This is a genomic window from Reyranella sp., from assembly GCF_965227665.1.
GTDB lineage: Bacteria > Pseudomonadota > Alphaproteobacteria > Reyranellales > Reyranellaceae > Reyranella.
The window spans coordinates 5,390,426-5,403,217 of the sequence record NZ_OZ245767.1; the positions used below are offsets into that span (position 1 = coordinate 5,390,426).

13 protein-coding genes are annotated in these 12,792 nt (G+C 67.0%); 9 read left to right on the forward strand and 4 right to left on the reverse strand.

Annotated features, from left to right (window positions below; translation table 11 throughout):
• Positions 1-3: 3 nt before the first annotated feature.
• Positions 4-1,080, reverse strand: coding sequence for an isopenicillin N synthase family dioxygenase (locus ACO07I_RS26060; RefSeq protein WP_422012643.1), 1,077 nt, complete (start codon positions 1,078-1,080; stop codon positions 4-6).
• A gap of 138 nt (positions 1,081-1,218) precedes the next feature.
• Between ACO07I_RS26060 and ACO07I_RS26065 the strand changes: the two genes are divergently transcribed.
• On the forward strand, positions 1,219-1,977 hold the full coding sequence (locus tag ACO07I_RS26065) for a hypothetical protein (protein ID WP_422012645.1): 759 nt from the start codon (positions 1,219-1,221) through the stop codon (positions 1,975-1,977).
• Between the two features lie 16 nt (positions 1,978-1,993).
• Here ACO07I_RS26065 and ACO07I_RS26070 read toward each other — a convergent pair whose 3' ends face one another.
• Complete coding sequence (locus ACO07I_RS26070; RefSeq protein ID WP_422012647.1) at positions 1,994-2,941, reverse strand: AroM family protein; 948 nt, start codon at positions 2,939-2,941, stop codon at positions 1,994-1,996.
• Positions 2,942-3,145: 204 nt separating this feature from the next.
• Here ACO07I_RS26070 and ACO07I_RS26075 point away from each other — a divergent pair, with 204 nt between their 5' ends.
• From ACO07I_RS26075 to ACO07I_RS26110, 8 genes are all read left to right on the forward strand, one after another.
• The gene (locus ACO07I_RS26075; protein ID WP_422012649.1) at positions 3,146-4,225 is read left to right on the forward strand and encodes a DUF917 domain-containing protein; all 1,080 of its coding nucleotides are present in this window, start codon (positions 3,146-3,148) and stop codon (positions 4,223-4,225) included.
• Positions 4,222-5,304 (forward strand): DUF917 domain-containing protein, encoded by a 1,083-nt coding sequence (locus ACO07I_RS26080; protein ID WP_422012651.1) that lies wholly within the window; start codon positions 4,222-4,224, stop codon positions 5,302-5,304. Before ACO07I_RS26075 ends, ACO07I_RS26080 begins: the two co-directional genes overlap by 4 nt.
• On the forward strand, positions 5,301-6,857 hold the full coding sequence (locus tag ACO07I_RS26085; protein WP_422012653.1) for a hydantoinase/oxoprolinase N-terminal domain-containing protein: 1,557 nt from the start codon (positions 5,301-5,303) through the stop codon (positions 6,855-6,857). Before ACO07I_RS26080 ends, ACO07I_RS26085 begins: the two co-directional genes overlap by 4 nt.
• A gap of 10 nt (positions 6,858-6,867) precedes the next feature.
• Positions 6,868-7,743, forward strand: coding sequence for an ABC transporter permease (locus tag ACO07I_RS26090; protein ID WP_422012655.1), 876 nt, complete (start codon positions 6,868-6,870; stop codon positions 7,741-7,743).
• Entirely contained in the window at positions 7,740-8,555 is an 816-nt protein-coding gene (locus tag ACO07I_RS26095; protein ID WP_422012657.1) for an ABC transporter permease, read from the forward strand. The genes ACO07I_RS26090 and ACO07I_RS26095 overlap by 4 nt, the downstream gene beginning before the upstream one ends.
• A gap of 22 nt (positions 8,556-8,577) precedes the next feature.
• Positions 8,578-9,624, forward strand: coding sequence for an extracellular solute-binding protein (locus ACO07I_RS26100; RefSeq protein WP_422012659.1), 1,047 nt, complete (start codon positions 8,578-8,580; stop codon positions 9,622-9,624).
• 73 nt (positions 9,625-9,697) lie between these two features.
• Positions 9,698-10,621, forward strand: a complete 924-nt coding sequence (locus ACO07I_RS26105; RefSeq protein WP_422018382.1) for an ABC transporter ATP-binding protein — start codon at positions 9,698-9,700, stop codon at positions 10,619-10,621.
• 3 nt (positions 10,622-10,624) lie between these two features.
• Positions 10,625-11,293, forward strand: coding sequence for an AroM family protein (locus ACO07I_RS26110; RefSeq protein ID WP_422012661.1), 669 nt, complete (start codon positions 10,625-10,627; stop codon positions 11,291-11,293).
• Positions 11,294-11,296: 3 nt separating this feature from the next.
• On the opposite strand, the gene ACO07I_RS26115 is transcribed toward ACO07I_RS26110, so the two are convergent.
• Both ACO07I_RS26115 and hisC read right to left on the reverse strand, forming a co-directional pair.
• On the reverse strand, positions 11,297-11,662 hold the full coding sequence (locus ACO07I_RS26115; RefSeq protein ID WP_422012663.1) for a hypothetical protein: 366 nt from the start codon (positions 11,660-11,662) through the stop codon (positions 11,297-11,299).
• Between the two features lie 43 nt (positions 11,663-11,705).
• Entirely contained in the window at positions 11,706-12,770 is a 1,065-nt protein-coding gene (gene hisC / locus ACO07I_RS26120) for a histidinol-phosphate transaminase (RefSeq protein WP_422012665.1), read from the reverse strand.
• Between the last annotated feature and the right edge of the window lie 22 nt (positions 12,771-12,792).

Here is a 12,792-nt window from a genome sequence, read left to right on the forward strand (position 1 = left end):
GGTTCAGGCCTGCCAGCGGGAGGTTGCGCGCTCGCCCGGCGCGATCTCGGTCTCGGACGGGGCCTGGACCTTCGACATGTGGCCGTAGCGCTGGGCGGCGAACCACAGCGCATAATCGCCGAACTTGATCGGTGGATACTTGGCCGGCTTCTCCGCCGATTGGCAGGACGGCAGGCACTCGATCATCGTGTCATGGTCGGGATCGCAGAAGAACGGAATGGCGTAGCGGAGTTGTCCCGAGACGTTGCGCACCCGGTGCGGCGTCGACAGGAAGCGCTCGTTGCTCCAGCGATGGAGGATGTCGCCGCCATTCACGACGTAGGCATCCTCGATGCCGGGCGCGTCCATCCAGCGCCCGTCGGGCAGCAGGATCGACAGTCCCTGCACCTTGTTGGGCGGCAGCAGGGTCATGAAGCCTGAGTCGGTGTGCGGGACCAGGCTCTCGACGCTCTCGTCGGCGCCGTCGATCTGCGGATAGCGCGACATGCGCAGGATCATGTGCGGCTTGGCGAAGCACGCATCGAAGTACGTCTCGGGGAGATCGAGCGCCAGCGCGTAGAGTTTCACCAGCTTCTGGCAGAGCTTCTCGAGCGTCGCGATGTATTTGAGCGTCGTGTCGCGGAAGCCCGGCAGGTCGGCCGGCCACTTGTTCGGTGCATGGAAGCGGCGGCCCGAAATCACGTCGGGATCGCTGGCGTCGCGCTCGCGGCGCAGGAAATAGGCCTCGTTCTGGCTGGGCTTCTTGCCCTGCGCGGCGGCATTGGGCGGCGCCTTCTCGGCGATCGGCATGTAGCCGATATTGTGCTCGTCGACCTTGAGCGCGAGCTTGGCCTCCATCGGCTGGGCGTGAAACCGCGCGGCTGCTTCATAGGTGTCGTCGATCAGCTTCCGCGGGACGCCATGGCCGGCGAGATAATAGAAGCCGACATTCTCGAAGGCGTAGCGCAGCTCGGCCGCGGCCTTTTCCGCCGCGCCGGGAACCCCTGCAAGATAGGCCGAGACATCGATCAGCGGAATCTCGCCGCCGATCAGCGGCGGGGCGACGGGTTGCCCACTGACGGGCTGGATGGATGGCTGCATCGATGTCCTCCGACTACGCTACGCGAACGCTAACATGCGCGCCGGAACCCCTGCAAAAAGCAAGCCGTGCCCGTTTCGCAGGAGTGCTAGAATTCCGCTGACCGCCAGTGCCCGGCGGTCCAAGGAAAGGTCGATTTCGTGCACTCCATCTGGATCTCGCTCGCGGCCTGCGGGGTCATGCTCCTTGGCGCGGCCATCGGCGTATTGCTGCGCCGGCTCCTGCCCGACCATCATCTCGACGACCATGCGCGGGACATCGTGCGACTGGGGGCCGGCCTCGTGGGGACGATCGCGGCGTTGGTCCTCGGCCTCCTCATCAACTCGGCAAGCAGCAGCTACGAGGCCCAGCGTGGCGAAGTCCGCCAGATTGCCGCCAACCTCATCCTGCTCGACGCGGTGCTCGATCAATATGGTCCGGAAGCCAAGCCGCTCCGCTCCCTGCTGCGGGAAGCTGTCGACCAGATGATCGACAGGATCTGGGGTGACCCGGAGGCGAGGGATAGTGCCGGGCTGTATGGCAGCGGCACGCTGGCGTCGAGGCTCTATTCAGGCCTTCACGCTCTGCCCATCGGAACCCCTGCGAAATCGGCCCTCGTTGGGGAGGCCCTGCAGCTGGCGGTCTCGACGTCGCAGGCCAGGCTCGCTCTGTTCGAACAGTCGAGGTCCGGGTTGCCCACACCGACCCTCATCGTCCTGATGTTCTGGCTCACCGTGTTGTTCGCCAGCTATTGCCTGTTCTCGCCGGTCAATCCGACATCGGCCGTGGCGCTCGTGCTGGTGGCCCTTTCGGCGTCGGCAGCTCTGCTCCTCATCCTCGAGATGGTCGAGCCGTTCTCCGGCTTCATGCAGATCTCGAGCGAGTCGATCCGCGCCGCCCTGCCGCCGCTCGCGCCGTGAGGCCCGCCGCCGGACCTCAGCGCTCCGGCTGCCTCAAGGCGCGCCGGATGAGCTCGGGAGTCGACGTCGCGCCCAGTTTCAGCATCGCACGGGCGCGATGGATCTCGACGGTGCGGTGGCTGATACCCAGCGTCCGCGCGATGGACTTGTTGGCGGCGCCTTCGAGCACCTGGACAAGCACCTCCGTCTCGCGTCGTGTGAGCGTTTCGAGGGCGGGCTGCGGAAGTCGCCGCAGCAGTTCAGCGCCGGTATAGGTCGTGGCCTGCAGATCGAGCGGCTTGCCGGCGATCTCCGACAGGCGCAGGCGCGCCGTACTCCCGATGATGCGACAGGCGGTGACGACCGGCTTGCCGCTGGTGCGCGCGACCTGGCGGGCCATCTCGCCGGTATAGCCGACCGAGTTCATCACGATCAGGTCGGCGCCGGAGACCCGGTCGATGGCCTGCGTGAGGTCGGAACTCTGACTGCTGCCGATGGTCGCGAGAGAACTCTTCAGCATGGTGCCGTAGTCGCTTTCGCTGGCGGCCGACTGCTGGCTCGCCAGGGGGAATATGATGCCGATCCGCGAATTGCTGGCGACCAGCGCGGAAATCCAGGCATCGAGCGCGTCCTGCCCGTGGACGAGCGGGGTGCGCGTCGCTAGCCGCGCGCGCATGCCGGTCATCGCCAGGATGAGAAGGTCATAGTTGCGACCATCGAGCGCCGCGACCAGTGTCTCGGTGCGGCTCGTCACGAAGCCGGCTTCGAGGATGACGTGCCGGCCGTCACGGAGCTGCGTCAGGTAGCTCAGCTCGTCGCCGCGCGGTGCCATTCGCACGATCGTCGACTCGGGATCGTTGTCGAGGGCTCCGAACTCATCGTATTCGGCTTCGCCGAGCAGGGGGCCTATTTCCTGCATCACGTCGGGGCGCGGCGCGTGGCCCATCGTGATCACGGCAATGCGCGGTGTGCGCCTGATCCCCACCTGTTTCTCCCCGTACGTGTTCGCACGTATTGATGCTTGCCTGTCCAATCCATAGACATGCCTCAACACGAGGCAACATGTCATGCAGGCTGGGACTCATCGCGCGACGAAGCGCGCCGCTTCGATGGTCCCGATCTTGCAGGGGCTCGCTCCGGCGGCCCTCGTCCGTCCCGAAAAGAGCGTACACGCCCGAGGCACATGCCCATGCCCCTGACCGACATCACTCTCGACGACATCGAATCGCTGGCTGTCGGTGCCTGGGTCCTCGGGACCGGCGGCGGCGGCAGCCCCTATCTCGGCCTGCTCAACATGCGGGCCCTCTACAAGGAGGGCTATCGGGTCCAGCTCATGCCGGCGTCCGAACTCGCGGATGACGACTGGGTCGCCGCGGTTTCCAACATGGGCGCCCCGCTGGTCGGGCAGGAGCGGCTCACAGACAGCCGCACCATCGCGCGCGCCGTCGACCTCATGGAGCGCCACACGCGCTACCGCTTCCGCGGAATCATGGCGCTCGAGATCGGCGGCGGCAATTCGATCCAGCCGCTGATGGCGGCGGCGCACCTGAAGCGCCCGGTGATCGATGCCGACATGATGGGCCGTGCCTACCCGGAGGCGCAGATGACGTCGGTCGCGGTTGGCGACCTCGAACCCTGTCCGCTGACCACCGTCGACGTGCGCGGTCTGGAGTCGGTCGTCGAGAAGGTGCCGACCTGGAAGTGGATGGAGCGGGTCAGCCGCAAGATCTGCGTCGAGTACGGATCCATCGCCTCGACCTGCAAGGCGCCGCGGACCGGCGCCGAGGTGAAGCAGTGGGGCATCCACGGGACCACGACCAAGGCGATCGCCATCGGCCATGCCGTGCGCGAAGCCCAGCGCCGGCATGAGGACCCGATTGCGGCGATCCTTTCCGTCGAGCCGGGCAAGGTCCTCTACAAGGGCAAGGTGGTCGACGTGGAGCGGCGCGCGACCGAGGGCTTCCTGCGGGGCCGCACCCGCTTCGACGGCATGGACGAATGGCGCGGCTCGGCCATGGAGATCAACTTCCAGAACGAGTGGATCGTGGCGTGGCTCGACGGCAAGCCCATTGCCATGTCGCCCGACCTGATCTGCGTGCTGGATTCCGTTTCGGGCGAGGCGGTCGGCACCGAGACCATCCGTTACGGCCAGCGCGTGACCGTGATCGCGCTGCCGCCGCCGCCGGTCTTCCTCAGCCCCAAGGGCCTGCAGCACGTGGGACCGAGGGCATTCAGCTACGACATCGAGTTCAAGAGCGTCTTCGGGTGAGTCGGCGGGACATCACCGAGGACGATATCGAATCGCTGGCCGTTGGCGCCTGGGTCCTGGGCACCGGCGGCGGCGGCAATCCCTATCTGTCGCTGCTCAACATGCGGGTGCTCTATCGCGAGGGCCGGCGGGTGCAGCTCATGCCGGCGTCGGACCTTGGCGACGACGACTGGGTCGGCGTCATCGCCAACATGGGAGCGCCGCTCGTCGGCATCGAGCGGCTGACCGACCATGAGACCATCGCCCGCGCCGCGCGCCTCATGGAGCGTCACACGAACCGGCGGTTCGATGCGGTGATGGGGATGGAAATCGGCGGCGGCAACGGCGTGCGGCCGCTCATGGTCGCGGCCCATCTTGGCGTTCCGGTCGTGGATTCGGACACGATGGGGCGCGCCTATCCCGAGGCCCAGATGACCTCGGTGGCAGTGGGCGGCCTCAAGCCCTGTCCCCTCACGGCGGTCGACGTGCGCGGCCTCGAATCGATCGTCGATACCGTGCCGTCGTGGAAATGGGCGGAGCGGATCGTGCGCAAGATCTGCGTCGAATACGGCTCGACGGCCCCGACCTGCCAGCCGCCCCGTACCGGTGCCGAGGTCAAGAAGTGGGGCATTCATGGCACCACCACCAAGGCGATCGCCATCGGCAGTGCCGTGCGCGAGGCGCAGCGGACTCACGACGATCCGGTGGGGGCCATCCTCTCCGTCGAACCGGGCCGTCTGCTCTACAAGGGAAAGATCGTCGACGTCGAACGGCGGGCGACCGAAGGCTTCCTGCGCGGTGTCGCGCGGCTCGAAGGTATGGACGACTGGCGCGGATCGGCCCTTCGCATCAACTTCCAGAACGAATGGATCGTGGCCTCGCTGGACGGCGCGCCGCTCGCCATGACACCGGACCTCATCTGTGTCCTCGACTCGGTGTCGGGTGAGGCGGTCGGAACGGAAACGGTCCGTTACGGCCAGAGGGTCACCGTGATCGCCTTGCCCGGCCCCGACATCTTTCTCACACCCGAAGGGCTGGCGCATGTCGGTCCGCGGGCCTTTGGCTATGATCTCGACTTCAGGAGCGTGTTCGCGTCATGAGACGAATCGGTATCGATGTCGGTGGCACCAACACCGACGCCGTCCTCATCGAAGAGGGCAGGGTGTCCGGGGCGGTGAAGGCGCCGACCAGCCAGGATGTGACGACGGGCATCCTCGACTCGCTGAAGAAGCTTGCCGCGACTGGCGTGCTGAAGGGCGCCGACGGCAAGCCCCGGAAGGTCGATGGCGTCATGATCGGCACCACGCATTTCATCAATGCCGTGGTGCAGCGGCGGCATCTCACCAAGGTGGCCGCGCTGCGGCTCGGTCTGCCGTCGGGCGCTTCCTTGCCGCCGTTCTGCGACTGGCCCGAGGATCTCGGCGAGCTGGTGCGCGGCGGGGTCTGGATGGTCGAAGGCGGCCACGAATATGACGGCCGCCCGTTCATGCCGCTCGACGAGGCCGCCGTCCTGAAGGCGGCGCAGGAGATGAAGGCGGCCGGCCTGCGCTCGGTCGGTATCTCGTCGGTCTTCTCGCCGCTCGATCCCAGCCACGAGAAGCGCGCGGCCGAGCTGGTGGCCTCGGTGATTCCGGATGCGGCGATCACCTGTTCGTCCGATCTCGGCCGCATCGGCCTGCTCGAGCGCGAGAATGCCGGGCTGCTGAATGCGGCCCTGGCCGACCTGTCGCGCGACACGATCGCGGCCTTCGAGAAGGCGATCCGCGATTCCGGCATCGATGCGCCGTTGTTCATCACCCAGAACGACGGCACCGTGGCGGAAGCGAGCCAGGCGCGGCGCCTGCCGGTCTACAGCTTCGCCTCGGGCGCCACGAACTCCATGCGCGGCGCGGCCTACCTGTCGGGGCTCAGCGACGCGATGGTGATCGACGTCGGCGGCACCACGACCGACGTGGGCCAGCTCAAGCTCGGCTTTCCGCGTGAAGCCAATTCGGTGGTCAAGGTCGGCGGCGTCCGCACGCTGTTCCGCATGCCCGACCTTCTGTCGATCGGCCTGGGCGGCGGCAGTCATGTGGTGCTCGATCCGCTCTCCATCGGGCCGGTCTCGGTGGGCTATCGCCTCCTGACCGACGCCATCTCCTTTGGCGGCACGCAGCTCACCACCACCGACGTGGCGATCGCCGCCGGCATTCTCGATCTCGGGGACAGGACGAAGGTCGCCCATCTCGACGCTGCGACCTGCGCGAAAGTCTTCTCCGAGGCGGCGCGCCTTGCCGAGGAGGCGGTCGATCGCATGAAGACCGAGGCGGGCGACGTGCCGCTGATCGCCGTCGGGGGCGGGGCCTTCCTGATCCCCGACAAGATGGCGGGCGTTTCGCAGGTCATCCATGTCGAGCATGGCGACTGCGCCAACGCCGTGGGCGCGGCCATCGCGCAGGTCTCGGGCGAATGCGACCAGATCTTCAAGGACATGACCCGGGTCGAGGCGATCGAAGCGGCGCAGCACATCGCCAACGACCGCGCCGTCGCGGCCGGCGCCGATCGCGCGACCCTGCACACGATCGAGAGCGAGGACATGCCGCTTGCCTATCTGCCCGGCAACTCGGTGCGCGTGCGCGTCCGGGTGGTAGGCGACGTCGCGGCCACGGCGTGATCGTGCCGACATGACGACCGCCGCCCGCCCATCACCGATCGCCTGGCTGATCGCCCCGGCCGGGCTGCTGTTCGTCCTGTTCTTCGTGCTGCCGTTCGCCGTGATGACGGCGATGTCGTTCTATTCGGGCAATCCCGTCACCAACCCGAATGCCTTTCTGACCACGCGGCACTATGAGCGCTTCATCTTCGACACGGCCGGCATCTTCCACGAGGCCTTGTGGTCGACGCTGCGGATCGGCCTGATCACGACGATCGTCTCGCTGCTGATCGGCTATCCGCTGGCGCACTGGATGGCGCGCATGCAGTCGCGGCTGGGGCACGCGCTGGTGCTGATGGCGGTGATCGCACCGATGCTGACCGGCATCGTCGTTCGCACCTTCGCCTGGATGACGATCCTGCAGGACAAGGGCGTGATCAATACGACCCTGATGCAGTGGGGCCTGATCGAGAAGCCGCTGCCGCTGATGTACAACGAGTTCGGTACCATCGTGGCACTGGTCCACATCTATGTGCCGTTCATGGTCCTGACCTTGACAGGCGTGATCGGCCGCATCGACGAGCGGCTGGAGCAGGCGGCGCGCAGCCTCGGTGCCGGCCGCCTGCGCGCCTTCGTCGAGGTGACCCTGCCGCTCAGCCTGCCCGGCATTCTTGCAGGCTCGCTGCTGGTCTTTGCGCTGTCGATCAGCGCCTATGTCACGCCCTCGCTGATGGGCGGCACCGACGTGCTGACCCTGCCGATGCTGATCGCCCAACAGGTCGGCACCAGCTTCAACCCGAACTTTGCGGGTGCGCTCGGCGTCATCCTGCTGCTGGTCTCGCTGGCCATCGTCGTGGCCTACAACCGCATCCTGGCGCGGCTGGCGGGCGGGCAGGGCATGGCATGAGCGCCGCTCCCAACCGCCGGCCGTTCGACCTGGGCCGCGCCGCCTATCTGGCGCTCAACGCGCTCCTGCTCGCGTTCCTGCTGTTGCCCATTGCCATCGTGCTGGTCTTCGCGCTCAACCCCACGCCGTACATCTCCTTCCCGCCGGTCGGCGTCAGCTTGCGCTGGTTCGAGAAGTTCTTCGGCAGCTCGGAGTTCATGAACGCGCTCTGGCTGTCCTTGTGGGTGGCCTCCGTGGTCCTGGTGCTCTCGATCGTGATCGGCGCCGCCTGCGCGCTCGCCCTGTCGCGGGGCAACCTGCCGGGACGCGCGGTCCTGACGGCCTTCTTCATGTCGCCGCTGATGGTGCCGGCGATCCTGACGGGCCTCGCGCTGTTCCAGGCCTATCTCCTGTCGGGGATCGGCCGCCCGGTCTGGGGCCTGATCGCGGCCCATACGCTCGTCGCGGTGCCTTATGTCATCCGCACGACCTTGGCGGTCCTGCACAATTTCGACCGCCGCATCGAGGAGGCCGCCGCCGTGCTGGGCGCCAGCCCGACGCGGGTCTTCTTCGAGGTCACCCTGCCGCTGATCCGGCCGGGTGTGTTCGCCGGCGGCGTCTTCGCCTTCATCGTGTCGTTCGACCAGTTCCCGGTCTCGCTGTTCCTGGTGGTGCCCAAAGGCGAGACCCTGCCGGTGGTGCTGTTCAACTACATGAAATTCGACCTCGACGGCGCCATTGCGGCCGCTTCGATGGTCTCGATCTTGCTGGCGTTGTCTGTGGTTCTGGTGCTGGAGAGGCTGATCGGCCTCAAGGCCTACGTTAAGCTCTAATGGGAACGAACAGGGGGTTGCCATGATTTCACGTCGCAAAGCGTTGCGTGCCGGTGCGGGTCTCACGGCCCTGGCCGCGGTCGGTGCACCGTCGATCCTCCATGCCCAGACCAAGACGCTCAAGATCACGACCTGGGGCGGCAAGTGGGGCGAGGTGATGAAGGCCACGGTGCTGCCGGCCTTCGAGAAGGAGTTCAAGTGCACGGTGTCGGCCGACCAGGCCTTCCCGTTCCTGCCCAAGCTGCAGGTCAGCCCGAAGAACGACCCGATCTACGACGTGCTGCACGCCAACTCGAACGAGCAGTGGAACGCCGTCGTCGAGGGGCTGGTGATGGACAAGATCACCGCCAAGGAAGTCCCCAACATCGCCGACGTCTATCCCTATGCGGTGAGCGACAAGATCGTGGGTGTCACGATCTTCACCAGCGCCATCGGCCTGGGCTACCGCACCGACAAGGGCCTCGCCAAGCCGACGTCGTGGAAGGACCTCGCGGATCCCAAGCTGGCCGGTTCGCGCGGCGGCTATCTCATTCCGGTGAACAGCCTCGGGCAGGCGCACCTCATGATGCTGGGGAAGGTCTACGGCAAGGGACTTACCGACCTCGACGCCGCCTACAAGGCGCTCGAGGCGCTGAAGCCCATCAAGCTGGTCGACTTCACGGGCCAGATGGAGAAGATGCTGCTCTCGGCCGAGGTGTCGATGGGCGTCATCCACGATTCGGGCGTCTATCGCTACGAAGGCCCGAACATGCAGCCGGTCGATTTCGCCAGCCCCTCCGAGGGCGTGCTGGCGCTGGAGCAGGTGCTGAACGTCACACCGGGTTCCAAGGTCAAGGAACTGGCTTTCGCCTATATCGACTACATGCTGCGGCCGGACGTGCAGAAGCTGCTGGCCGAAGCCGTGTGGTATTCGCCGGCCAACAAGAAGGTGAAGCTCGACGCCAAGTACGACGCCAAGCTCCTCACCACGCCCGAGAAGGTGGCGACCCTGATCCAGCCCGACTGGAAATGGTACAATGCGCGTCGCGAAGACATCGACGCCCGCGTCACCAAGATCCTGAAGGGCTGACGGACGGCATGCACTCGTGACCTCCGCGGCCATCAAACTCGACCAGGTGACCAAGACGTTCGACGGCCGCGTGATGGCCGTCGATTCCGTCACGCTCGATATCGCTGCCGGCGAGTTCTTCTCGCTGCTGGGCCCGTCGGGCTGCGGCAAGACGACGAGCCTGCGCATGATCGCGGGCTTCGAGCATCCCGATTCGGGCCGCGTGCATGTCGGCGGCAAGGATATCACCGACCTGCCGGTGCACCGGCGCGACATGGGGATGGTGTTCCAGTCCTATGCGCTGTTTCCACATCGGACGGTGGCCGAGAACGTGGCTTTCGGCCTGCGCATGCGTGACGTCCCGAAGCCGGAGATCGAGCGGCGGGTCGCGGCGGCGCTGGCGCAGGTGGCGCTGACCGGCTTCGAGACGCGCAAGCCCGGCCAGCTCTCGGGCGGACAGCAGCAGCGGGTGGCGCTCGCGCGCGCGCTGGTCGTCGAGCCGCCGGTGCTGCTCTGCGACGAGCCGCTGGGCGCGCTCGACCGCAAGCTGCGCCAGCAGATGCAGTTCGAGCTCAAGGAGCTGCAGAAGCGGCTGGGCGTCACCCTGGTCTTCGTGACCCACGACCAGGAAGAGGCTCTGGCCATGAGCGACCGCATCGCCGTGATGAACGGCGGCAAGGTCGAGCAGGTGGGCACACCCACCGAAATCTACGAGCGTCCGAGGACGCGCTTCGTCGCCGACTTCATCGGTGAGATCAACATTCTCGAAGAGGGCGGCAGGCTTCGTGCGCTGCGCCCGGAGAAGATCCGGCTCGTGGCCGCCGAGGGCGCGCGCCTGTCGGGCACGGTCGAGACTTCGAATTATCTCGGCGGCTCGACCTTGCTGCGCGTTCAGCCCGCGAACGGGCCGTCGATGCTGGTGCGCGAGACGCATGCCGGCGAGCGGGCATCGCGGGCGCCGGGCGATCCGGTGGGGCTCGCCTGGAGCGACGGCGACGCCGTGGCATTGGAGGGCTGAAACATGAGCACCCTGGGCATCGTCACCATCGGCCAGGCGCCGCGCGACGACATCGTCGACCTGTTCGCCGCCCAGGCGCCGGCTGGCACGAAGGTAATCCTGCGCGGCGCCCTTGATGGCCTCAGCGACGCCGAGGTCGATGCCCTACCGCCGCTGAGCGGTGCCGACACGCTTTACACGCGGCTGCGTGGCGGCCGCGACGTGAAGATTTCCAAGCAGGCGGTGATCGACCGTTCGCCCGATACACTGGCCAGGCTGCGCGCCGATGGCTGCGACGCCATCGTCTATGCCTGCACGGGCGAGTTTCCGGCGATGGACGGCGATGCCGGCGTGCTGTTTCCGTCGCGGGTCCTGAGCGGCATTGCCGAAGGCCTGCTGCCGCGCGGACGGCTCGGGCTGCTGGTGCCGTTCGCCGAGCAGGGCGAGAAGCTCGCCGCCAAGTGGGCGCGCAACGGCGTCGCCGTCACCGTCGAAGCGCTGGTGCCGAGTGCCGGGCCGGAAGAGGCTGCCGTGGTGGCCCGCAAGCTCGCGTCGACCAGGCCCGACCTCGTGGCGCTCGACTGCATGAGCTACGGGCCCGCGACCAAGGCCGCGGTGAAAGCCGAAGTGAAGGTGCCGACCTTGCTCGCGATCACAGCCACCGGCCGCGTCCTGCGAGAACTGCTCGACTGATCTTCAGTCGTTGCCGACGGTGAAGGGGATCTCGCCGTCGAACTGCGGTGAGCCGCCAACCAGCCAATGCAGACTGTAGCGGCCCGGCTGCAGGGTGGGCGCGCGGGCGAACAGCACGTCCGGCGCCGACTCCAGTCGAGGGTGCAGGACTTCGATGATCCGGCCGTCCCGCTTGATGGCGAGGCGGGAATCCTCATGGTCCACGGGCCGGTTGAAACGGACATAGAAGGCGCTGCTGCGGCCGCCGATCACCGCGTCCGCCTTGGGCGCGGAGTCCAGCACGCGCAGTTCATCGGCCTGGATCGGGCCGGCGAGCCCGAACAGGCCAAGCAAGGCCCCTGCGAGAACGGCCCGACGTCGCATGATCATCTCTCGCATCCTCATTGCATCCCGCCGCGTCGTTGCCCGGCGGCTAGCGGCCCCGCAGGATATCCGAAGCAGCCGCGATCAGCTTCCCGACGTCGCCCGGTTTGCCGACGGTGATGCGCACATAGGGGGCGGAGCGGGGCTTGCCGAAGTGCCGGACGAGGATTGCCCGATCGCGCAGGGCAGCGGCGAATTCCGCGCCGCCCAGCGAAGGATGCCGGGCGAAGACGAAGTTGGCGCTGGAGGGCAGGACCACGAAACCCAGCGCCGTCAGTTCGCGTGTCATGGCCTCGCGCGTTGCCACGATCCTGCTGCAACTTTCGCGGAACCAGGCATCGTCGCGCACCGAGGCCACGGCGCCGGCCTGGGCGATGCGGCCCAGGGGATAGGAATTGAAGGAATCCTTCACGCGGCGCAGCGCCTCGATCAGGCCGGCGTCGCCCAGCGCATAGCCGACGCGCAGGCCGGCCAGGCCGCGGGACTTTGACATGGTCTGTACGACGAGCAGGTTGGGGTGATCGGCGATCAGCGGCACCGCGCTCTCGCCGCCGAAATCGACATAGGCCTCGTCGATCACGACGGGAATGTCGCGATGCTCGTCGAGCAGCCGGGCGATGGTGGCGCGCGGCAGGGCGATACCGGTCGGAGCGTTGGGATTGGCGATCACAATCGCCCCGGCTTGACGGCGATAGTCCTCGACGCGCACGCCCATCGCGTCGTCGAGCGGTACGGTCTCCAGGATGATGCCGAAGAGCTGGGCCCACACCGGATAGAAGCTGTAGGTGATGTCGGGACAGAGAAGCGGCTGCTGCTGCTTCAGCAGGCCGGCAAAGGCGTGAGCCAGCACCTCGTCCGAGCCGTTGCCGACGAACACCTGAGCGGGCTGCACGCCGTGATGCTCGGCCAGCACCTGACGCAATTCCACGGCCTCGGGGTCGGGATAGAGCCGCAGCGACTCCGTCGCCTCCGCGCGCATCGCGTCTTCGGCGCGGGGCGAAGGGCCGAAGGGGCTCTCGTTGGTGTTCAGCTTCACCAGGTTGGCGATACGTGGCTGCTCGCCCGGCGTATAGGGCGACAGTTCGCGCGCGATCTGGCTCCAGAATGGGTTCATCATGGCGTCCGGCGTTGGGTAG

Coding starts and splice junctions, on each gene's coding strand:
- ACO07I_RS26100 (WP_422012659.1), top strand. CDS start 8,578: ATGATTTCACGTCGCAAAGCGTTGCGTGCCGGTGCGGGTCTCACGGCC.
- ACO07I_RS26090 (WP_422012655.1), top strand. CDS start 6,868: ATGACGACCGCCGCCCGCCCATCACCGATCGCCTGGCTGATCGCCCCG.
- ACO07I_RS26115 (WP_422012663.1), bottom strand. CDS start 11,662: ATGATCATGCGACGTCGGGCCGTTCTCGCAGGGGCCTTGCTTGGCCTG.
- ACO07I_RS26095 (WP_422012657.1), top strand. CDS start 7,740: ATGAGCGCCGCTCCCAACCGCCGGCCGTTCGACCTGGGCCGCGCCGCC.
- hisC (WP_422012665.1), bottom strand. CDS start 12,770: ATGAACCCATTCTGGAGCCAGATCGCGCGCGAACTGTCGCCCTATACG.
- ACO07I_RS26060 (WP_422012643.1), bottom strand. CDS start 1,080: ATGCAGCCATCCATCCAGCCCGTCAGTGGGCAACCCGTCGCCCCGCCG.
- ACO07I_RS26110 (WP_422012661.1), top strand. CDS start 10,625: ATGAGCACCCTGGGCATCGTCACCATCGGCCAGGCGCCGCGCGACGAC.
- ACO07I_RS26105 (WP_422018382.1), top strand. CDS start 9,698: ATGGCCGTCGATTCCGTCACGCTCGATATCGCTGCCGGCGAGTTCTTC.
- ACO07I_RS26075 (WP_422012649.1), top strand. CDS start 3,146: ATGCCCCTGACCGACATCACTCTCGACGACATCGAATCGCTGGCTGTC.
- ACO07I_RS26085 (WP_422012653.1), top strand. CDS start 5,301: ATGAGACGAATCGGTATCGATGTCGGTGGCACCAACACCGACGCCGTC.